The 20,381-nt window shown below is 65.5% G+C and carries 19 protein-coding genes; 12 read left to right on the top strand and 7 right to left on the bottom strand.

Annotated features, from left to right (window positions below):
* Positions 1–7 precede the first annotated feature (7 nt).
* The 5 genes from GRX03_RS02455 to GRX03_RS02435 all read left to right on the top strand — a co-directional run bounded on the left by GRX03_RS02455 (position 8) and on the right by GRX03_RS02435 (position 3,743).
* Positions 8–706 (top strand): bacteriorhodopsin, encoded by a 699-nt coding sequence (locus tag GRX03_RS02455; RefSeq protein ID WP_159762596.1) that lies wholly within the window; start codon positions 8–10, stop codon positions 704–706.
* 69 nt (positions 707–775) lie between these two features.
* A complete protein-coding gene (locus GRX03_RS16840) occupies positions 776–1,183 on the top strand; it encodes a HAMP domain-containing protein (RefSeq protein ID WP_159762595.1) in 408 nt (135 codons plus the stop codon).
* 108 nt (positions 1,184–1,291) lie between these two features.
* Positions 1,292–1,894 carry a hypothetical protein gene (locus GRX03_RS02445; protein WP_159762594.1) on the top strand — a complete coding sequence of 201 codons (603 nt, stop codon included), beginning with the start codon at positions 1,292–1,294 and terminating at the stop codon, positions 1,892–1,894.
* A gap of 90 nt (positions 1,895–1,984) precedes the next feature.
* Entirely contained in the window at positions 1,985–2,674 is a 690-nt protein-coding gene (locus GRX03_RS02440; RefSeq protein ID WP_159762593.1) for a hypothetical protein, read from the top strand.
* Between the two features lie 235 nt (positions 2,675–2,909).
* On the top strand, positions 2,910–3,743 hold the full coding sequence (locus GRX03_RS02435) for a hypothetical protein (protein WP_159762592.1): 834 nt from the start codon (positions 2,910–2,912) through the stop codon (positions 3,741–3,743).
* Positions 3,744–3,901: 158 nt separating this feature from the next.
* On the opposite strand, the gene GRX03_RS02430 is transcribed toward GRX03_RS02435, so the two are convergent.
* Positions 3,902–6,655 (bottom strand): heavy metal translocating P-type ATPase, encoded by a 2,754-nt coding sequence (locus tag GRX03_RS02430; RefSeq protein WP_159762591.1) that lies wholly within the window; start codon positions 6,653–6,655, stop codon positions 3,902–3,904.
* Between the two features lie 220 nt (positions 6,656–6,875).
* Here GRX03_RS02430 and GRX03_RS02425 point away from each other — a divergent pair, with 220 nt between their 5' ends.
* Positions 6,876–7,160 carry a DUF7577 domain-containing protein gene (locus GRX03_RS02425; RefSeq protein WP_159762590.1) on the top strand — a complete coding sequence of 95 codons (285 nt, stop codon included), beginning with the start codon at positions 6,876–6,878 and terminating at the stop codon, positions 7,158–7,160.
* Positions 7,161–7,205: 45 nt separating this feature from the next.
* Here the strand turns inward: GRX03_RS02425 and GRX03_RS16475 are convergent, their stop codons facing one another.
* Both GRX03_RS16475 and GRX03_RS02420 read right to left on the bottom strand, forming a co-directional pair.
* A complete protein-coding gene (locus GRX03_RS16475) occupies positions 7,206–7,379 on the bottom strand; it encodes a DUF5786 family protein (RefSeq protein ID WP_201289157.1) in 174 nt (57 codons plus the stop codon).
* Positions 7,380–7,528: 149 nt separating this feature from the next.
* Positions 7,529–8,572, bottom strand: a complete 1,044-nt coding sequence (locus GRX03_RS02420) for an FAD-binding oxidoreductase (protein WP_159762589.1) — start codon at positions 8,570–8,572, stop codon at positions 7,529–7,531.
* 93 nt (positions 8,573–8,665) lie between these two features.
* Here GRX03_RS02420 and GRX03_RS02415 point away from each other — a divergent pair, with 93 nt between their 5' ends.
* Positions 8,666–11,332 (top strand): AAA domain-containing protein, encoded by a 2,667-nt coding sequence (locus tag GRX03_RS02415; protein ID WP_368278055.1) that lies wholly within the window; start codon positions 8,666–8,668, stop codon positions 11,330–11,332.
* A 2-nt stretch (positions 11,333–11,334) separates the two neighbouring features.
* Here GRX03_RS02415 and GRX03_RS02410 read toward each other — a convergent pair whose 3' ends face one another.
* On the bottom strand, positions 11,335–13,038 hold the full coding sequence (locus tag GRX03_RS02410; RefSeq protein ID WP_159762587.1) for an acyl-CoA synthetase: 1,704 nt from the start codon (positions 13,036–13,038) through the stop codon (positions 11,335–11,337).
* A 399-nt stretch (positions 13,039–13,437) separates the two neighbouring features.
* Here GRX03_RS02410 and GRX03_RS02405 point away from each other — a divergent pair, with 399 nt between their 5' ends.
* On the top strand, positions 13,438–13,836 hold the full coding sequence (locus GRX03_RS02405) for a universal stress protein (RefSeq protein ID WP_159762586.1): 399 nt from the start codon (positions 13,438–13,440) through the stop codon (positions 13,834–13,836).
* Position 13,837: 1 nt separating this feature from the next.
* On the opposite strand, the gene GRX03_RS02400 is transcribed toward GRX03_RS02405, so the two are convergent.
* The 3 genes from GRX03_RS02400 to GRX03_RS02390 are packed head-to-tail and all read right to left on the bottom strand — an operon-like array spanning position 13,838 to position 17,438.
* Positions 13,838–14,047 carry a hypothetical protein gene (locus GRX03_RS02400; protein WP_159762585.1) on the bottom strand — a complete coding sequence of 70 codons (210 nt, stop codon included), beginning with the start codon at positions 14,045–14,047 and terminating at the stop codon, positions 13,838–13,840.
* Between the two features lie 41 nt (positions 14,048–14,088).
* On the bottom strand, positions 14,089–16,842 hold the full coding sequence (locus tag GRX03_RS02395) for an ATP-dependent helicase (protein WP_159762584.1): 2,754 nt from the start codon (positions 16,840–16,842) through the stop codon (positions 14,089–14,091).
* A gap of 50 nt (positions 16,843–16,892) precedes the next feature.
* The gene (locus tag GRX03_RS02390; RefSeq protein ID WP_159762583.1) at positions 16,893–17,438 is read right to left on the bottom strand and encodes a GbsR/MarR family transcriptional regulator; all 546 of its coding nucleotides are present in this window, start codon (positions 17,436–17,438) and stop codon (positions 16,893–16,895) included.
* A 55-nt stretch (positions 17,439–17,493) separates the two neighbouring features.
* Here GRX03_RS02390 and GRX03_RS02385 point away from each other — a divergent pair, with 55 nt between their 5' ends.
* The 4 genes from GRX03_RS02385 (at position 17,494) to GRX03_RS02370 (ending at position 20,370) form a co-directional block, all read left to right on the top strand.
* Positions 17,494–18,222: an ABC transporter ATP-binding protein gene (locus tag GRX03_RS02385; protein WP_159762582.1), complete on the top strand. Its 729-nt coding sequence runs from the start codon at positions 17,494–17,496 to the stop codon at positions 18,220–18,222.
* Entirely contained in the window at positions 18,223–18,996 is a 774-nt protein-coding gene (locus tag GRX03_RS02380) for an ABC transporter permease (RefSeq protein ID WP_159762581.1), read from the top strand.
* Positions 18,993–19,724, top strand: coding sequence for an ABC transporter permease (locus tag GRX03_RS02375; RefSeq protein WP_159762580.1), 732 nt, complete (start codon positions 18,993–18,995; stop codon positions 19,722–19,724). The genes GRX03_RS02380 and GRX03_RS02375 overlap by 4 nt, the downstream gene beginning before the upstream one ends.
* 130 nt (positions 19,725–19,854) lie before the next feature.
* Complete coding sequence (locus tag GRX03_RS02370) at positions 19,855–20,370, top strand: hypothetical protein (RefSeq protein WP_159762579.1); 516 nt, start codon at positions 19,855–19,857, stop codon at positions 20,368–20,370.
* Positions 20,371–20,381 lie beyond the last annotated feature (11 nt).

The raw sequence follows: 20,381 nt of genomic DNA, 5'->3' as shown, positions 1-20,381 counted from the left end.
GGTAGCTATGGTTGATGCAGCGGTCTGGTTCGGAATCGGGGCGAGTGTGTTCTTTACGGCCGCGGTGCTGTTCGTGTTGTTCGCCGTGCAGAACGGGAGCATCCGGTCGCCGTTTTACTTCCTGCCGCCAGTGATCGCGGCCGTCGCGGGGACGGCGTACGTCGGCATGTACGCCGTCGAGTCCGGGACCGTCGACGTGGGTGTGGGGCTGGAGGCCCTGCGGTTCGCCGACTGGATGGTGACGACACCGCTTATCACCTACTATCTCGGCAGACTCGCGGGCGTCGAGCGGGCGACGAAACTGGCCGCCGTGCTCGCGAACGTCGTCATGATCGCGCTCGGTTACGTGTTCGTCACCCAGTCCGGGACGATCCAGTGGATCGCATTCAGCGCCTCGACGATCTGTTTCGTCGCGCTCGTCTACCTGTTCGCGCAGACGTTCAGCAGCGCGCTGATCGGGGCCTCGCGAACCTCCCGAAGCCTGTTCATCAGCCTCCGGGATCTGACGATCGCAACGTGGGCCATCTACCCGGTGGTGTACTTTCTCGGTCCCATCGGTCTCGGTGCCGTTCAGGCGGGGGACCTGAGCTTTCTGATCACGACGCTCGATATCGCCGCAAAGGTCGGATTGATGTCAATTATTCTGTTCAGGCAATACACGCTGAACACGTTCCTGTCGTACGACGTTCCGACCGCCTCTCAGTGATGGACGGCGGTTTGTGACAAATATCCACCCGAGCGGACGATATTTATTCGTCGGTTCGCTAGTTAGGTCGTGGTTAACGACAAAAAACGAACAGGAAAGTACAGGAAGAAGTTCGGGGCCGTCGGGCTGTTGTTGCTCGCGGCTGTCGCGGCCGCGTCGGTAAACCTCTATACGAACCTGGCGCCGGAGCTCGGCAGTTCGGCCCGACAGCAGCTGCTGTCTGGACTCGTGACGATCTTTCTGATTCTTCTCGTCGGGATCGTGTTCACCTTCGCCGCGTTCATCAGGGAGACGCTGTCCTCGTTGCGGGTGCTCGCGGAACGAGCACGGCAGATCGAGGAGGGGGAGCTGGATACGGAGCTCGAAGCGAACAGAAACGACGAGTTCGGGGAGGTGTATCGGGCGCTCTCCTCGCTCCGTGACGGGGTCAAGACCAGAGACCAACAGCTCGACCAGAGTCGACAGGACGATGACTGAGCCGGGGTATCGCTCCCGTCGAGCGCCGGTCTGTGTGGGCTACCGACACATCCGACGGAGACGACGAGCCACCGCTGACCGCTGAGACCGTACTCGATAGCTACGACTATGTCAGGAGAACTTCCGTACATCGCAAAGCCGAACCGGGTCATCTCCTCGGGGGCGGAGACGCTCGACGCAATCGCGCTGTCGCTCGTCGTCGAGTCAGATCGGCTCGTGATCGAGGCACGGACCGGGACGACATCCGACCGCGAGATTGTCGTCGACCACGACCAGATCTACAGAGTGGAACTCGTCGAGGGGGTCGCACCGGAGATCGAAATCGAGACGCGCAGAACCGAGTACGTCGTGACCGGGGTCGCTGATTCGTTGCAGCGGGCCCGCCGCATCGCCCGGACGATCAGGCGACTGAGCAACGGCGGCTCGGAACCGGCGGGCGGCGACCCCGCGGGAACCGAACGGCGGTCGTCGGCTGGACACGACCACCAGTCCGAGGAACAGCCCCCGACACTGAACACCGGCCGGTCGGACGACGGGCGGTCCCGGGTCTATCCGTCGGAGACCCTTCACTGTCCCGCCTGCGATCAGAAGGCCGAGGTCCCCGAGGAGATTCCCGAGAGCGTCCTCGAAGTGACCTGTCCGGGCTGTAGTATCACGCTCGGTCGGGTCGACGACGAGGGGGAGTCAGTCATCATCGATCCCGACCTGTGACCGGTAGCAGCCGTCCGTACCGGACTCGTTCGTTTCTCGCCGCGAAACTGGTCGCTGTATTGATAAGGATCTGGGAGTAGACCCTGAACGATGGGCTCTGTACTCGCTGCCCTCAGACGCCGGTTCTCGGCACGGAGCGTGGTGGTGTGGGTAGCGACGCTGGCGGTCGTCTATCTGCTGACCGAGAGTTACGACATCCTCGCCGGAGTCGCTATCGCGGTGGCGATCAGGGAGGGGATAGAGCTACTGCGGGGTCTGCCGGGGGTCGACGAGCGCTGGGTGAAAGTCGGTTTCGGCGTCCTCGTGACGGCCGGCAGCACCGCCTGGCTGTGGCTCGAACACGCACAGTCGGGAACGACCGTGCGGCTGCTGGTGCCCGGTCTCGCGGTCGCTGCGGGCCTCTGGCTGATCCTCGATGCACGAGCAGACTTCGTGCAGGGTCGGCGTCTCGATACCGGCGGAGCAGACGACGACCTGAGCAGCGCCGAGGCGATGCTCGTCACACAACACACGAGTCTCGTCGCCGACGAACTACGACGGGGACCGAAGACGGTCGACGAACTCGCCGAGGCGTGTGATCTCACCCCCTCACGAATCCGGGACGTGATCGATATCGCGGGGCAGGACGGAGCAATCTACGCCGTCGATCCGGATGCCGAACGGCCGCGGTACGCTCTGGACGAGGAGAAGATGGGGTTGAGCGGGCTAGGGCGACAGGCTGCCGGAGGGGTGACCGGAGTGGTTCGTCGGCTGGTCAGGCCGTTCACCGAGGGATTCTGACTCGGAGCCACGCCACCATCGTGGCGAATGATAACTTTTCGTATGCGTGGCGGAAGGCCTATTATCCAGTGTTGCGAGGGTTGATACGATGTCTACGAAACTGAAACTCGCTATCGCACTGGTCGCTATCGCCCTGGCCTACAAACTCGTCAGCAGCGAGTAACGCCGGGGAGCGTATCGCTCGTCAACCACTCGTTCTCGAATCCCTTAGGGGGCTCGGCCCCAACTGTGGTGTATGTACGGAATCGTCACGCGAAACGAGGAGGAGGTGACCTGGCAGGAGTTCGACCGGACGTTTTTCGAGATGAAAGACGTGACCGGCCGCGCGACCGAACCGGTCGCCGGCGCCGTCAACATGATCTCGGCGTTCGGTGACAACGCCGCCGTCGAAGGTGACCCGACCCTTGCCCCCGTCGACGAGTACGGCACGCCCGCGACGCGGGAGCGCCCGTATTTCGACTGGGATTACGTCTGTCCCTCGAAAGACACCTACCGCGAGGGGATCCTGGAGATGGTCGAAGACGCCGCCGACGTCAACGAGGACGTGCGACTTGACGACGTTGGCTTTCCCCGCGAGGAGTACTGTTACTGCGAGCACTGCAACGCGCGATTCGCCGAAAGCGAGTTCGAGGACCGGCGGGCCTGGCGGCGGAACGTCATCACCGAGTTCGTCGCCGAGGCCCGCGACCGCGTGCCCGGCGATCTGTATCTCACGCTGTACCCCGACCCGTATCCGGGCCATCTCGACGCCCGGAGCGGACTGGATCTCGACGCACTGGCCGAGTACGTCGACGAGTTCGTCGTCCCGATCTACGATATGGCCTACGAGACGACCTACTGGGTGGAGGTCATCGCCAAAGGGTTCGCAGATCGCCTCGACACCCCGTTTAGCATCGAGCTCTACGCGATCAACATCGACGTCGACAACCTGATCAAGGTGATGGACGTCGCGGACGAGTACGCCGAGTCGGTGCTGTTCGGCTACGAGGCCGGCAACGCTCGGGCGGCGATCCGGCGGAAACGGGCCGACGAGCGGGAGGGCGTCGACCACAGCGTCGACCCCGAGTGATCGTTCGCGAAGACACCGTCGTCGACGGGGGTATCGGTCGGTGTGTGTCGTTTCAGATCACCGTGACTGATGATTTCCGGCTCACCTGGGACTGATCGGTGAAGATCAGTTGCGGTGACCTGCTCGACATCTGCAAATCGAGTTTGCGGTTCCGAGAATCAGCCGAGGAGCCGCTGGAGCGGCCGAAGCGGGAGGAAGACGTACTCTTCGTGGGGATCGTAGTTGATGAACGCGAGGCTGTTCGACATCACGGAGACGCTCGAAGCGGCCATCGCCAGGCCAGCAAGCGCCGGGTTCAGCAGGCCGAGCGAGGCGATGGGAACCAGCGTCGCGTTGTAGCCGAGCGCCCAGAAGAGGTTCTGGTAGACCTTCCGGATCGTCGCGTCGGCGACGTGGAGCACCTTCAGCACGTCCGCGGGGTCGTCGCGCATCAGCGTCACGTCGGCGCTCTCGATGGCCACGTCAGTGCCGCTGCCGATTGCGACCCCGATTGCGGCGTTGGTCAGCGCGGGGGCGTCGTTGACGCCGTCGCCGACCATCATCGCGCGCGTTCCGTCCGATTGGATGTCGTCGATGGTATCGGCCTTGTCGTCGGGGAGCACACCGGCACGGACGTTCCCGGGATCGATACCCAGTTGCTCGGCGACGGCGTGGGCGGTCCGCTCGTTGTCGCCGGTGAGCATCATCACCGAGATGCCCTTCTCCTGGAGCGCGGAGACGGTCGATTTCGCGCTCTCGCGGACCCGGTCGGCCGTCGCCAGCACGCCCGCGAGTTCGCCGTCGACGGCGACGAGAATCGCCGTCTTGCCCTCGCGTTCGAGGCGCTGGAGCGTCTCGGCGGCGGGTCCGGGATCGATCCCCTCGTCGCGGAGGAGTTTGCGGTTGCCGACGAGCACCTCGCGGCCGTCGACGGTCGCGCGGATACCGTGGCCGGGGACGTTCTCGAACGTATCCGGCTCGGCGGGATCGAGACCCCGCTCGCGCGCACCGGCGACGACGGCCTCGCCCAGCGGGTGTTCGCTGCCGCGTTCGGCGCTCGCCGCGAGTTCGAGGACGGTCTCGGGATCCTGCTCGGCGTAGACGAGCGACCCACCGTCAGATCGAAGATCTGACGAGGATCGCGGACTATCGGTCTGCTCACCGCCGTCAGAACGGGGTTCTGACGAAGTTCGCAGACTGTCGGTCTGCTCACCGCCGTCAGAACGGGGTTCTGACGAGGACCGCGACCCGTCGGGTCGCTCGCCGCCGTCAGTTCGCGGCTCGAACTCCGCCGCGGGGACGAAGTCGGTCAGTTCCATCTCGCCGTGTGTCAGCGTGCCGGTCTTGTCGAAGACGACGGTATCGATGCCGCGGGCGCGTTCGAGCACGTCACCGCCCTTGAAGAGGACGCCGTTGCGCGCGCTGATCGTCGACCCGACCATCGTCGCCGCCGGCGTCGCCAGCCCGAGCGCGCAGGGACAGGCGATCAGAAGCGCCGACGCCAGGACGATCATCGAGAACTCGATCAGGGGGACGCCCGGTCCGCCCACAGGCGCGACCGCGGGACCGCCGCCGACCGGCGACCACAGGGGCAGCCACTCGACGAACGCGGACAGCTGTGCGGGGAACAGGCCCCACAGAAGCGCCCAGAAGACGGCGTTTGCGATCACCGCGGGGACGAAATACGCCGAGACAGTGTCGACGAGTCGCTGGACGTCCGGCTGGCGAGCCTGTGCTTCCTTGACGCGGTCGACGATCTGCTGGATCGCCGTCTCGTCACCGACGCTGGTGGCTTCGACCAGCAACACGCCGTTTTCGTTGATCGTCGAGCCGACGACCTGATCGCCCTCGCCTTTCTCGACGGGGACGGACTCGCCGGTGATCATCGACTCGTCGACGGCGCTTTGCCCGTCGAGGACGACGCCGTCAGTCGGGATGCGCTCGCCGGGCCGGACTTTCATCACGTCGCCGACCTCGACCTCCTCCAGCGGGACGACGACTTCCTCGTCGTCGCGGACGAGCGTCGCCTCCTCGGCTTCCATCTCCAGCAGTTCCCGCAGCGCGTTGCCGGCCCGGGCCTTCGAGCGGACTTCGAGCCAGTTGCCCACGGTGATGAACCAGAGGATGAACGCGACTGCCTCGAAGTACAGCCCGCCGTCTGGGAGGAACCCGAGAACGACGACAGTGCTGTAGATGTATCCGGTCGACGTGCCGACCGCGACCAGCGTGTCCATGTTCGCCTGTCGGTTGTTGACCAGCGCGCGGTACGCGCCCTCGAGGAACTCCCGACCCAGCGTGGCCATCAGAACCGTCGCCAGGCCGAACTCGATCCAGCCGAAGTCGACGCCGAAGACCGTGTGGGGAAGCAGTTGCAGGTCCACGACCGGCAGCATCTCGATCATCATCACGACGAAGGGGGCGGTCAGCACCGCGCCGCCGAGAACGAGTTTGCGTTGTCTGTCCAGTTCCCGTTCGACGGCGCGCTCGCGCTGCTCGGTCATATCCTCGCCGTCGTCGCGAACTGGCTCGTACCCCGCCTCCTCGATAGCGGCGTAGACCGCCTCCATGTCGGTGTCGGCGGGGTTGTACGTCAGCAACACCTCGTCGCTGGCGAAGTTCGCGTCCGAGTCGAGGACCCCCGGCGTCTCCGCCAGCGCCTCCTCGATGGTTTCGGCGCAGGTCGCACACGACATCCCGGTGACCGGGATCGTCGTGTTCGCCCGCTCGGGCGTGTAGCCTGCGTCCTCGATCGCCTCGTAGATCTCCGCGAGGCGAACCTGCTCGGGGTCGTAGGCGACGACTCCCTCGTCGGCGGCGAAGTTGGCCGACACCTCCGCGACGCCGTCGAGCGCACCGACCGCGTCCTCGATGTTCCCGGAGCAGGTGGCACACGACATCCCCGAGATCTCCAGTTGGATTCGTCGCTGACTCATATCTGTCAATAGGTGATCTATGTTTATCCGGTTTCTCACTGGATAAGGAAATCTGAATCCGGGCGTAGATTTAGATTCCAAAGGAGATCCGGCTTCGTATTTTGCAGTGCTAACGGGGACGCGCCTGGACGTCGACGGCCGGCGGTGTCTGGCGACGCTGGGACCACAGCGTCCAAGACGGAAGGAACGAGCCTAAGTACAGCAGGCGCCAAGCGATGGTATGGAGGTACTCGCGCTGGCAGGAGGTGCATTTGTCGTCCTTGCCGCCGGGTTTCTCGCCGAGCCGCTGTTCCGGAGCGAGGACGAACTCGAACCGATCAACCGGCCCCGTCCGGGAGTCCGAACGCTGTACGGGCCGACCGAGGAAGACGAATCTGAGGTCGAGTACGGGCCGCTGCTCGACGACGACCGGGTCCGCTGTCTCCACTGCGGGTCGGTCGTCGACAGTAGTTACCGCTACTGCGGGGAGTGTCTCGAGCCGCTCGGGACACGCGCTTCGGCGTAGCGGCGCGGTAGCCGGCGAGACTCGTCGCCGTCCGCGACGCAGAAATCAGCTGTCCTGAATCTGCTCGAACTGGTCGAGGAGCTCCTCTGTCGACTCGTCGCCGTCGTACTCTACTTCTCCGCGGTACTGGTGGCGGTCGTCGTCGAAGCTAGCGTCGACTTCGCTGTTTTTCCGTTCGCGACGTTCGTGCTCCTCGTCGTCGTATGCACCCATCGACATTGTGTGACACTCTCAAGCTACGTGGTTATCTGATATCAATGTAACGCCGAACCGAGGCCACTGAACAACTGTACACCAGCTCCGGCGCGGATACCGGCCCGCCGTCTTCGTACGGCCGGCGGGTTCGAGAAGTGAGGAGGTCGCCGTGGCTATCCGAACCCTTCGGACTCGATGTACAGGTCGGGGACACCGAGGCGCTCGACGGCTCTGACGAGGCTGTGGACCATCGCGTTGATCCCGCAGGCGTACACCTCGATGTTCGAGGGGTCGATCCGGGCGTCGACGCCCGAGTCGGGCTCTTTGGTGAGCCAGCGTTCCAGTCGTTCGCCGAGCGCGGTCGTCACGCTGTCGTCGTCGGCGTGTTTCAACAGCGCGTGCTGGACGTAGTCGGTCTCGCCGTCCCACTCCGACAGCGACAGTTCGCGGCTGAGACACGGGACGAAGTGGAAGTTCTCGTGTCGGCGCTCGTACTCGCGAAAGGCCGTCCGGTACGGCAGGTCGTCCTGCCAGGCCGCGCCGAGGAACAGCCACACGTCGCGTTTCTCACCCTCGTACTCGTCGCGGCCGGTCTCGAAGAGATAATCGATCATGCCCTTCAGCGGGGCGACGCCGGTGCCGGTCGCCAGAAAGACGATATCTCGCGGCGAGTGCTCCTTGAGAACGAGTTCGCCGTACGGGCCGCGGATCGTCACCTCCTCGCCCACCGAGAGGTCGTCACAGAGTTTCGGCGAGAGTTTTCCGTCCGGCACCCTGCGGACACAGATCTCCAGTTCGTCCTCGTGTGGGGAGTTGGCGATGGAGTAGGCCCGAGAGGTCTTCCCGTACCGGAGGCCGATGTACTGGCCGGCGACGAAGTCGACATCCTCGTCGGCCCGGAAGCGGGCGCGGGTCAGCATCGGCTTGGGCCGTTCGTACCGCTGCATGAGCGTGCTGAGGCGGCGGGCGACGTCGGCGTGGCCGTCCGCGGCGAGTCGGTCGGCGAGCGGCTCCCAGTCCTCCGGACCGTCGATCAGTCCGTACGCTCTGGCCAGGTCGGCGTCGCGGAGGTGCTGGTTGGCCGCCTCGATGACCTCGCCGCGGCGGTCGCGGTCCATCCGCTCGACCTCGGTCACCTCGGCGGTCTTGGTGATCAGCGGGAGGTCGTCGATGGCGTCGTGTTGGTCGACGTGTGGTCTGATTGGCGCGTCTGACATTCGATACTCGTCGTTGGGCGCGGGAGCCTGATGAGTCTTGAGGGAGTCGCACCGACCGACAGCGTTTTTCGGTCCGCGACCCTGACTCGGTGCGTGAACATCCGCGGCGTCGTCACCGAGGTCGAGCAGCCACGCACCGTCAACACGCAGTACGGCGACTCCGAGCTCTGCGAACTGACGGTCAGGCCGGACCGTGGCGCCGGCCAACCGACGACGGTGACGCTGTGGGGCAAGTGGACCGAAACGGCAGCGTATCTCGAACCCGGGATGGAACTGGCCGTCTACGACGCCGACGAACGGGAGTATCGCGGCGAGACCCAGTACTCCACCGGCGAGGGGACGATGGTCGTCGTCGAGCCGAGCTTTCTCGTCGACGTGACTGACATCCGCGGGTGGGTACAGTGCCCCCGGATGTACTACCTGAACAAACTCGGCGGGACCGAACTCGCCGAACCGGTGGTCAAGGGGACGATCATCCACGAGGTCTTCGGCGATCTGTTGCGCGGGATCGGCGTCGAGGAGTCGGTGAGCCGCCGGGTCGAGGAAGCGGGACTGGATCTCGGCCTGCTCGGCGCTGATCCCGAAGCGATGCGCGAGACTGCGCGCCAGCACGCCGAGGCGATCGAAGGGTGGCTCCGGCAGGGGACGCTGACCGAACGCGACGAATGGCGTTCCGAGCAACTGCTCGTCTCCGAGCGGTACGGCCTCAAGGGACGGGCCGACGCCGTCCGCCGGGGCGCGCCGGTCGAGCTCAAAACGGGCAAGAACACCAGCCGCGACCCCCGCTTTCAGGACAAGGTTCAGGCCGCCTGCTACGCGCTCGTCCTGGGGGAGAAACGCGGCGGCGAGTACCCCGACACGGGGACGCTCCTCTATACGAAAAACGCCGCCGTCGACCGCAGCGAGGAGTCCGGTGATCTCTCGCCGGCGAAGGATTTCTCGATCAGCCACGGGTTCCTGCAGTTCGTGCTCCGGGCGCGGAACGAACTCGCGGCGATGGAACACGACATCGACGTACCCACGGGGTACGAGGCCGACGCCAGATGCGAGTACTGTTTCGAGCAGGACAGCTGTATGGCCATCGCGGGCCGACTCGGCCAGGAGTCGAAAGCCGGGACGGTCGGCACCGCGGTGCCCGAAGAGGAACAGCAGTACTTCGAGCGCTTTTACGAGGCCATCGAGACCGAGCGGCGGGCGATTCACCGCGAATACGCCAAGCTCTGGGAGCAGAGCCCCGAGGAGCGGGCCGACGACGACCGCGCGCTGGTCGGACTCGAACCCGCGGAGACGACCGAACTCGACGACGGCCGCTGGGAACTCCGCGCGAGGGGGACGGGTGCCGTCTCGAAGATCCGGGTCGGGGATCTGGTGTTGGCGAGCGACGGCGATCCGGTCGGCGGGAACGCCGAACTCGCTCGGGTCGAACGGCTCGGTGGCGGCGGCGACGAAATTGTCGTCACCGCGGACGAGCCAGTCGAACTGCGGCGGCTCGATATTTACCCCTCCGAACTCTCGACGGATCGGCTGTTGACGGCGCTGCACGACGGCATCTTGACGCAGCCGCCGGAGTGGAAGGATCCGCTGTTCGAGCGCCGCGAACCCGCGTTCGAGACCGTCGAGGAGACGATCATCGACAACAACCCCGCACAGGACGAAGCGATCCGCAAAGCCGTCGGCGCCGAGGACTTCGCGCTGATCCACGGCCCCCCGGGGACCGGCAAGACGTACACGCTGGCGACGCTGGTCGAGGAGTTAGTCGACCGCGGCGAGCGCGTGCTCGTCTCCGCGTTCACGAACCGCGCGGTCGACAACGCCCTGGAGGCGCTGGAGGAGCAGGGGCTGACCGGGATGGTCCGGGTCGGGACCGAGAGCGGCGTCCGGGCGGACATGCAGTCATATCGTCTCGACCAGTCCGGCGATCCCGCGGCCTGTGCGGACGCCCTGGAGTCTGCGGACGTCGTCGCGGCGACGACCGCGACCTGTGGCTCCCGAGCGTTGCGAACACAGTCCTTCGACGTGGCCGTCGTCGACGAGGCCGGCCAACTGACCGAACCGGGGACGCTCGCGGCCGTCGCGCTCGCGGAGCGGTTCGTCCTCGTCGGTGACCACCACCAGTTGCCGCCGGTCGTCCAGTCCGAGGCGGATCTGGACCGGTCGCTGTTCCAGCGGCTCGTCGAGACCTACCCCGAGGCGGCGACGTTACTCGACCAGCAGTACCGCATGGCCCAGCGGATCCAGGCGTTCCCGTCCCGGGAGTTCTACGACGGACAGCTGCGCCCGGCGACGGGCGCGGTCGCGGCCCAGCGGATCGACGACCTCGACGGCGTCTCGCTGTCCGACCTGCCGAGTCACCTGCGGGATTCCGTCGCGTTCGTCGATCCCGGCGGGAGCCAACAGGGCAACACGAACCCCGAGGAGGCGAAAACAATCGTCGAGACGGTCGGCGCGTTCCGACAGGCGGGCGTGCCGGCCGAGGAGATCGGTGTCATCGCCCCGTTCCGGGCGCAGGTCGCCGAGATCGGCCAGCGGCTCCCGCCGGGCGTCGCGGTCGATACGGTCGACCGGTTCCAGGGGTCGAGCAAGGAGGTCATCGTCGTCTCCTTCGTCGCGACCGGCTCGCTGGAGGGACCGATCTTCGAGGACTACCGGCGGATGAACGTCGCCCTCACCCGGGCCAAGAAATCGCTCGTGCTCGTCGGCGACGCCGCGGCGCTGTCGACCGACGAGACCTACGAGCGGATGGTCGAGTGGGCGCGGTAGCCTCAGTCGGCCGTCTGTGCCTCGGACTCCGTCCGGTCGCGAAGCTCCGTGCGGCGGATCTTCCCGGTGACCGTCTTCGGGAGTTCGTCGATAAACTCGATCTCGCGGGGGTACTCGTGGGCGGCCAGCTCGGTCTTGATCGACTCTTTGATGTCCGCCTTGGTCTCCTCGTCCGGGTCGGTCCCCTGGCTCGGGACGACGTAGGCCTTCACGATGTTGCCGCGCTGTTCGTCGGGTTTGGGGACGACGGCGGCCTCGGCGACGGCCTCGTGTTCGCCCAGCGCGGACTCCACCTCGAAGGGACCGATCCGGTAGCCCGAGGAGATGATCACGTCGTCGGCCCGGCCCTCGAACCAGAAGTAGCCGTCCTCGTCGATCCGACCCAGGTCGCCGGAGAGGTACCACTCGCCGTCCGGGCCGTCGACGAAGCAGTCGGCGGTCTTCTCGGGTTGCTCCCAGTACTCCGCGAAGAAGCACGGAAACGTCGGCCGTTCGGCGATCTGTCCGGTCTCGCCGGGTGGGAGGGTCTCTCCGGTGTCGGGGTCGACGACGGCGGCCTCGATGCCGGGCAGCGGTCGGCCCATGCTCCCCGGCCGGACTTCCATGGTCGGGTAGTTGTTGATGATCATGTTCCCGGTCTCTGTCTGGCCGTAGGTGTCGAGGATGGTCACGTCAAGCGTCTGTTCGCCCCAGGTGACGACGCCGGGCGAGAGTGGCTCACCGATGGACAGCGCCTGCCGCAGGTCGAGATCGGCGTCCGCGAACAGGTCGTCGTGCTCGCGGAGCATCCGGTACGCGGTCGGCACCGAGAACAGCACCGTGATCGGGAACCGGTCGAGGAGGTCCACCCACGCCTCCGGCTCGAACTCGCCCTCGTAGGTGAACAGCGACGCCCCCCAGAACCAGGCGCCGAGGGTGTTGATCGGGCCGGTCAGCCAACCGAGGTCGGCCGTCGACCAGTAGAGGTCGCCGTCCTGCAGATCGACGGAGTACTTCTGTGTGGCCGCGACGCCGGCGATCCAGCGGTGTTTGTGCAGGACGCCTTTCGCCCGGCCGGTCGTGCCGCTCGTATAATACAGCAGGGCGTCGTCGTCGCCGCTCGTCTCGGCGGCCTCGAACTGTCGGTCCGCGTCGTCGACGGCGTCGTGGAAATCGATGTCGCCGTCGCGCAGACTCCCGTCCTCCCGGTCGACGACGACGACGTTCTCGACGCTCGGCACGTCCTCAAGCGCCGCTTCGACCGTCTCGCGGTTGTCGCTGGTTGTGATGACCGTCGTCGCGTCGCAGTCGTCGAGTCGGAAACTGATGCCGTCCGGTCCGAACCGCTCGTTGATGCCACCGAACACCGCACCGTATTTCAGCGTCCCGATCAGCGCGACGTAGTGTTCCGGAATCCGGGGCATGTAGGTGAACACCCGGTCGCCGGACTCGACGCCCAACCCGTCGAGTACGTTCGCAAAGCGATCGGATCGCTCGGCCAGTTCCCAGTACGGGACCGTCGTGAGTTCACCCTCGGTGTCGACGTGATACAGCGCGACCGTCCCGCGGTCCGTGGCGTGGCGGTCGCAGGTCTCGTGGGCGATGTTGAGCGAATCGGGAGCGTCCCAGTCGGCGGCGTCGTACAGCTCCGTCCACGCGAACTCCTCGCGAACGGTGTCGTAGTCTGGCAGGTTGTGCGCCTCCGTGGTGTGATCGCTGTGTGTCATGGATGTGATGGGAATCCGTCTCAGTTGTGAGTGCGATGCCGTATCGGGGCCGACGACCGGAGTCCCGACCGTCCCGAGGCGAGTCGTCGCTTCGCGCGCGCCGTCGGCAGCGTCGGCGTCTCGGGGACGACTGCCTCGGGCCGACGTCTATCGGTGGCGGCTATCCGGAGAATCTCGTCGTAGTGGTTTCCCCCCTCTCCGGGGTGCCGCTACGTACACGTAATTCAATAATACAGTCGTAGAATAAAAAAGATGTAGTGACGTTATCAGTTCGTGCGGTTCTGGAGAGCCGACACTGGTGTCCCGGACCGGTCGTCGTGGGGGTGTGTACGTCATCGAGTTTCCAGACGCTCCGAAACAGAGCTACGTTTTTTATTCCTGGGGACAGAGACCCAAGGTATGACACGCGTCTTGTTGTCTATCGACGAAGACGAGTCCCGCGCGAAATCACAGGCAGAGACGGTGCTCGACCTCCTTGAGACCGACGATCTGTCGGTCGATCTGTTGCACGTCTTCGAGGAGAATCCCGAGGGGGCAACCGCCCAGCAGATGGGATCGATCCGACGGGCGAAAGAGATTCTGGAGGAAGCGGGCGTCGACGTGACCGTCCAGGGCGAGGGTGGCGACCCGGCCCAGCAGATCGTCGCTCACGCGGACGACATCGACGCGGATGCGATCTGTATCTCCGGGCGGAAACGCTCACCGACCGGGAAGGTCGTCTTCGGGAGCGTCACCCAGGACGTGATCCTCAACACGGAGCGGTCGGTGCTGGTCTGTAGCCCGAACGAGGAGATGTAACTCACTCCGGGCCGTCGTCGACGGCCCCGCAGGCCGTACACTTCGGCGCGCCAGCGTCGGGGTCGTACTCCAGGTTTCCTTCGCCACACTCCGGACAGGGCAGATAGTTGACCGACTCGCCGTACTGCGCCACCTCGGTCGGGTTCATTTCGGCGTTGCTCTTCCGACTCCGGAAGCGGCCCCGGATGTAGTTGAGCAGTTTCGAGAGCACACCGATACTGAGGGATTCCGAGGGGTAAACCTGTCGTGGCCCTACGATTCTGCCTCTGTCGTGCCCTCGATTTCCTCCAGCACGCGCTGGTGGAACTCCTGGAGGACTTCGGATTCGTCCTCCGCGAGCACCACGTCCGAGGCCATCAGTGTCGCCAACCCGAAGGCCTTCGGCGACGGGGACTCGACGCGGGTGGTCTCGACGCTCACCGCACCGGCCTGGATGGCCGAGAGCACCGATTCGATCCCGTCGATGTTGAGTTTGTCCTCCAGAATCTCGCGGTAGGTCTCGTCGATGACCGCGAAATCGTCCAGCTCTTCGGCGAAACTCAGCAGCATCTCGCTCGAAACCTGTTGTTCGCTCGCGGACTTCTCGTAGCCCTTGTACCGTTTGAGGATCATCAGCGCGCGGGTGGCGTTGATGCGGAAGTACCGCTGGAGCAGATCCGTTCCGTCGAGACTCGCCCGCAGGTCGGCCCGGGCGTCCGCCGGGTCCAGATCCTCGACGATGCCCGCGATGTCGACTTTCCGGTTCAGCGGCATCGACAGCGTGAACCCGTGGTCGGCGACCGCGACTTGGACGTTGGCGTTTGCCTCCTGGGCACAGTGGTAGGCGAGCAGCCGCGAGAAGCCGTCGTTGAACCGCCGGCCGTAGTTCGAGTGGACGTAGTAGTGGCGCTCGTACTCGTTGTGATCGAGTTCTTCCTCGATCACCAGCCGTTCGTCGGTACTGACGCTTTTCGTCCCGGTGTAGCGGATCTGCTCGTCGAACATCCGCGTGATCGCCTGGACGCTGTGTTCGTCGAGCGGGAACTGCCGGAGCCAGACCCGGACCTCCGAGCGCCCGCCGTCGAGCAGCCGCCGACAGAGGTCGCCCTGGAAGGCCAGAATCTCCCGGCCGAGATCGTACGACAGCGGCAGTCGCTCGGAGAACCACGACGGCACCGTCGGGCGGGCGCTGGTCCGGTCGACGTAGACCTTCGATCCCCGCCGGTACCGGTACTCGAAGTTCTCACCGCCGAGGACGAACACGTCGCCCGGTTCGAGGGTGTCCAGATACTCCTCGTCGAGTTGGCCGACCCACTCGTCGCCGGAGCGGGTGAAGACGTCGCAGGTGAACGAGTCCGGAATCGTCCCGATGTTGGTCATGTAGATGACCCGGGCGAGGCGACCGCGCTTGCCGATCAGCGGTTCGCCGACATCGAACTCCTCGTAGTGGAACTCGCCGTCCGGCGGGTCGTTCGTGTCCCGCCAGATTTTCGCGTAGACGTTCTTGTCCTCCATCCCGTCGTAGGAGGCGGTGAGATACCGACAGAGCTGTTCCCACTGGTCGTCACCGTAGTTGCGGTAGGGATAGGCGCTGGTGAGGATCGACCGGATCTCGGCCTCCGGCCGCGGGCCGGTGATCGCCATCCCGTAGACGTGCTGTGTGGCGACATCCTGTGCGTTCTCGGGGACGAACACGCGGTCGACGAAACCCTCCTCGGCCTTCTTGAGCATCACGGCACACTCGACGAGTTCGTCCCGATCCAGCGCGAACACCCGGCCGGTGACGGTCTCGCCGAGTTGGTGGCCGGCGCGGCCGACCCGCTGGAGCAAGGCGGCGACGGACTTGGGTGAGCCGACCTGGACGACCAGATCCAGGTCGGGCATGTCGATGCCGAGTTCCAGCGAGGTCGAGGTCGTCACCACGTCGAGGTCGCCGGCCTTGAGTTTGGATTCGATCTCCTGGCGGCGCTCCTTCGAGAGGCTACCGTGGTGACAGCCGGAGTTGTCCTCGTCGTAGCCGTCGAACCGCTCGCGGAGGTTGTGCAGGACGCGTTCGGCACCCGAACGCGTGTTCGTGAACACGAGCGTGTTCGTGTGGCTTTTGATCAGGTCGTCCAACTCCTCGTAGAAACGGTCGTTGACGACACCCGCCGGCGTGTTGATCAGATCGTCGGTCGGACAGCGCAACTCCATGTCGAAATCCCGGACGAAGCGGGTATCGACGATTTCGTACTCGCGGGGCTGGCGGTCCTCGTCGGTGGGACTGTCTGTCTCGGCGGACTCGTAGCCGACCAGAAACTCGGCGATGGTGTCCAGCGGTTCGACCGTCGCCGAACAGCCGATGCGGGTCGGCGACGTCTCGGCGAGGGCTTCGAGTCGCTCTAAGGAGACCGACAGGTGCGTGCCGCGTTTGTTCTCCGCGAGGCTGTGGATCTCGTCGACGATGACGTACTCCACCGTGCGAAGCTTCTCCCGGAACTTCGGGGAGTTGAGCAAGATTGCGAGGGTCTCGGGCGTCGTGTTGAGGATGTGCGGCGTCGTCTCGAGCATCGCCTGGCGCTCGCTGTCGCTGGTGTCGCCGTGGCGGATCGCGTGGCGGATCTCGACGTCCTCGCCGCGCTCGTCGAGTTTCTCCGTGATGCCCTCCAGGGGCACCTCCAGGTTCCGGTGGATGTCGTTGGCCAGGGATTTCAGCGGCGAGATGTACAGACAGTAGACGCTGTTTTCGAGTCCCTCGGCCCGATCGCGGCGGAACAGTTCGTTGATAATACTTGTGAATGAGCTTAGAGTTTTGCCGCTGCCGGTCGGCGAGCAGACGAGCGTGTTCGTCCCCTCCGCGATCAGCGGGATCGCCTCCTTCTGGGGCGGGGTGAAGAAGCCGCCGTTTTCGGGGACGAACTCGCCGAACTGTTCGATCCACCACTCCTGGACGACCGGTTCGAGCGAGTCCAACACGTGTTCGTCGTCGACGGAGACGGCCTCGGGGTCGAACGGCACGTCGTCGGCGAGACGGTCGAGGGCTCCCATCCTATCAGGTGGTAGGACTGCACGCCCTTGTCGGTTGTGCGGCGTCGTCGTCAGTCTCGCCGGAGACGTTCGAGCAGGCCGGCCAGGCGGTCGAGCGACGAACTCGTCAGGATGTCGATGAGGCTCTGGCTGCGGTCGTACATCCGCCGTAGCTGGCGGATCTTCTCCAGGTCGCGTTGGGCCTGCTCGTCGTCGAGTCCGTCGAGATGCTGCTCGGCGCGGTCGAGCGAGCGAATCATGGTATCGACCTCGCGTCTGACCTCCCGGCGGAGAAACTCCTGGAAGACCGTCCAGAAGTCCCGTTCGGCCTCGTAAAACGCCTTCTTCCCCTCGCCCGGGATCGACCGCCGGTGGACGAGATGCAGCCGTTGGAGGCTGTTCATCGCCGTGCTCACCGTCGATTTCGCGTACTCGCTTCGCTCGACGAGGTCGTCCAGCGACATCGGCTCCTCCGCGAAAAAGAGCAGGCCGTACAGCCGTCCGTAGCTCCGGCTCAATCCGTATATCTCGGCGGCCCGTTCCATCGCGTCGAGAACCTCCTCGCGGGCCCGCTCGCGTCGCTCGTCGATATCTGGCTCCTGATCGCTGTCGTCCATCACTGTGTGATACGCTGCGAAACGGTTAATACATTTTGTTCAGTATATTCGGATAATGCCGAATATATCAAATCAAGCCGCCACGGCCAGCCAGGAGTCGGCGGAGAAACCGGTATTGGCGGCGAACGGGATCGAGAAGCGCTACGAATCCGCGCTGCCGTTCGTCGGCCAGGACGTGACCGTGTTGACCGGGGCCGACGTGTCGTTGTACCCGGGTGAGATCGTCGGAATCGTCGGCGAGAACGGGTCGGGAAAGTCGACGCTCATGAAGATCCTCGTCGGGGCGCTCCGGCCCGACAGCGGCAGTATCTCTCGGCACGGGACAGTCGGCTGGTGTCCCCAGGAGACGCTTCTGTACGACCGGCTGACCGTCGCGGAGACGTTCGAGTTGTTCGGTGAGGCCTACGGGCTGTCGGCCGACCGGGTTCGGAGACGACGGGGCGAACTGGCCGACCGCCTCGATTTCGAGCGGTTTCTGGAGTATCGGATCGATCACCTCTCGGGCGGAAACAGACAGAAGGTCAACCTCGCGGTCGCGTTACTGCACGATCCGGACGTGCTGTTGCTTGACGAACCGTACACCGGGTTCGACTGGGAGACGTATCTCGCCTTCTGGGAACTCGCGGAGGATCTCGCCGCCGACGGGACGACGATTGCGATCATCTCACATCTCATCAGCGAGCGCGAGCGCTTCGACCGCATCCTCGAACTCCGGGACGGGCGACTCCACGAACAGACCGAACCACCGCAGGCCCGCTCGTCGGCACACCCGGGAGGTGAGTAGATGGGGGGCGTCGTCACCGCGAGCCGACTCCGGCTGACCGAACTCGCCCGCCAGCCGCTGACACTCGGGCTGTTGGTCGCGCTGCCGCCGGTCGTGATCGAACTGTACGGAACGTCGATGGAGTCGTTTCCGCGACTCCCGACTCTCGGTGCCGACCCGGCGGTCGCCGGCCGACTCACCGGCGCGCTGTTCGCGGTCGCGTTTCTCGCCGGCCTCGTCGGGCTGTTTCAGGTGATCAGCGCCCGGGAGGGCGACGAGCGACTCGCAGTCGCGGGGTTTCCGCACGGGAGGATGCTGGCGAGTCGACTCGTCGCGATGTGTGTCGTCGCGCTGCTCGGGGCGGTCGTCTCCTTCGGGACGCTCAGCTACCGCGTCGAGGTAGCCAGCCCGGTGCTGGCGTTCGCCGCGCTCGTCCTCGCCGCCGCGATCTACGGTCTGCTGGGCGTCATCGTCGGGACGCTCGTGCCCCGGGAGCTGGAGGGATCGATCGTGCTCGTCTTCCTGGCGGATTTCGACAACGTCCTCTCGTCGGGGCTGTTCTCGCTGACGGCGACGGTTCCGGTGCCGTTCGTCGGCGACGTACGGGTCGCCGAGACCGCGCCGCTGTATCACCCCCGCGAGCTGTTCACCGCTGCCGTCTTGGACGGCACGCTCGCGGGCGAGCATCTGGCTCCCATCGCCCTCTGGATCGTCGGTCTGCTCGTCGTCGCCGTGCTCGCGTACGGGCGGTCAACGCAGGGACCGACCGAGCGGCTGGCGGGGTGGTCGGCGTGACGCGGGTCGGGACGGCGTTCCGGTCGGGACTCGCGGAACTCCGCCGGACGCCGTTGCTGGTCGCGCTGTTGATCGTCGGCCCGGCGTACGTCGTCTCCGTGTTCGCCTTCGTCGCGCCGGACGGTCCGGCGGTTCTGCATCTCGGCGACGAGACCGTCCGGACGACCTTGTCGAAGGCGTTTCCGGCGATGACGACCCCGATGACGGCGGCGCTGTTGTCGGGGATCGCCGGCCTGTTTCTGATGGAGACCGCGGCGGCTGCCGACGCGCGCCTCGTCGTCGCCGGCTACCGGCCGAGAGAGGTCGTCCTGGCTCGACTCGGTCTCGTGGCCGGCGTCGCCGTAATCGCGACGGGGGTCTCCGTCGGGATGATGCGAACCACCTTCAGGCCGGAGCATCTCGGCTGGTTTCTGCTCGGTGTCGGGCTGACGGCGCTGACGTACGGCCTGCTCGGGCTGCTGGTCGGGGTCGTTCTCGACCGCCTCGTCGGAGTGTACCTCGTCCTCTTCGGGTCGATGATCGATCTGTTCATCTTCCAGAACCCGCTGGCGACGGATCCCCCGGCGTTAGCACGGCTCCTCCCCGGGCACTATCCGCTCGAACTCTCGACGGCGGCGGGCTTCACCGGAGATGTCGCGGTTACGGACATCCTCGGCGCCTGCGCGTATCTCGCCGTCCTCACTGGACTTGCGATCGCCGCGTTCTACCGGGAGATGGAACTCTCGTGAGCTCTGGATCGGGAGCTGTGTCGATCTGACGGGTGTGCTGTCGCACGGTGAGTGGTGTGGCAGTTTGTACACGTCTTCCCGGGCGAGGAACCGCTAGATTACATACCTCGGGAGCGCGTAGCGTCCGTCAATGGAGCGAGCCCTCGACGCGCTGCCCGGGCGGCCGATGTCCGCGGAGGATATCGCGGCGCTGAACAACGCCGCCACGGTGCGGGTCATCCCGTACACCTGGCTCGGCGAGCAGGTCATCGCCGCGCTGCTTCTGTACGACGAACGCCGCGCCGAGGACGACCGGGAGGTCGGGGCCGACGCCCGCGTCACCGAGACCGATCCCGACGAGGAGGAGGACGACCCCTTCGGCGGCCGTGACGAGGGCATCGGCACCGTCGAGGTGATCGGCGACGAGGGCGGGCAGTCCCACCAGCCCGCGAGCGAACGCGTCGAGGACGAGGAGGAGGATCTCCGCGTCTACGCGGTCGGCTACGACGACGAAGCGGCGTCGTGGGTGGTGATCGCGGAGATCGATCCGGACTCGGAGTTCACGGACGCCGAGCCGCCGATCCGCGAGTGGGCCGCCGAGACTTACCACGACGCTATCGTCGAGCGGCTGGCGATCGGCCCCTCGGAGTACGAACTCGAGGAGTAACCCGCGGGCAC

It is taken from the genome of Halovenus carboxidivorans, assembly GCF_009831575.1.
Lineage (GTDB): Archaea > Halobacteriota > Halobacteria > Halobacteriales > Haloarculaceae > Halovenus > Halovenus carboxidivorans.
This window is presented reverse-complemented; position numbering and strand designations above follow the sequence as displayed.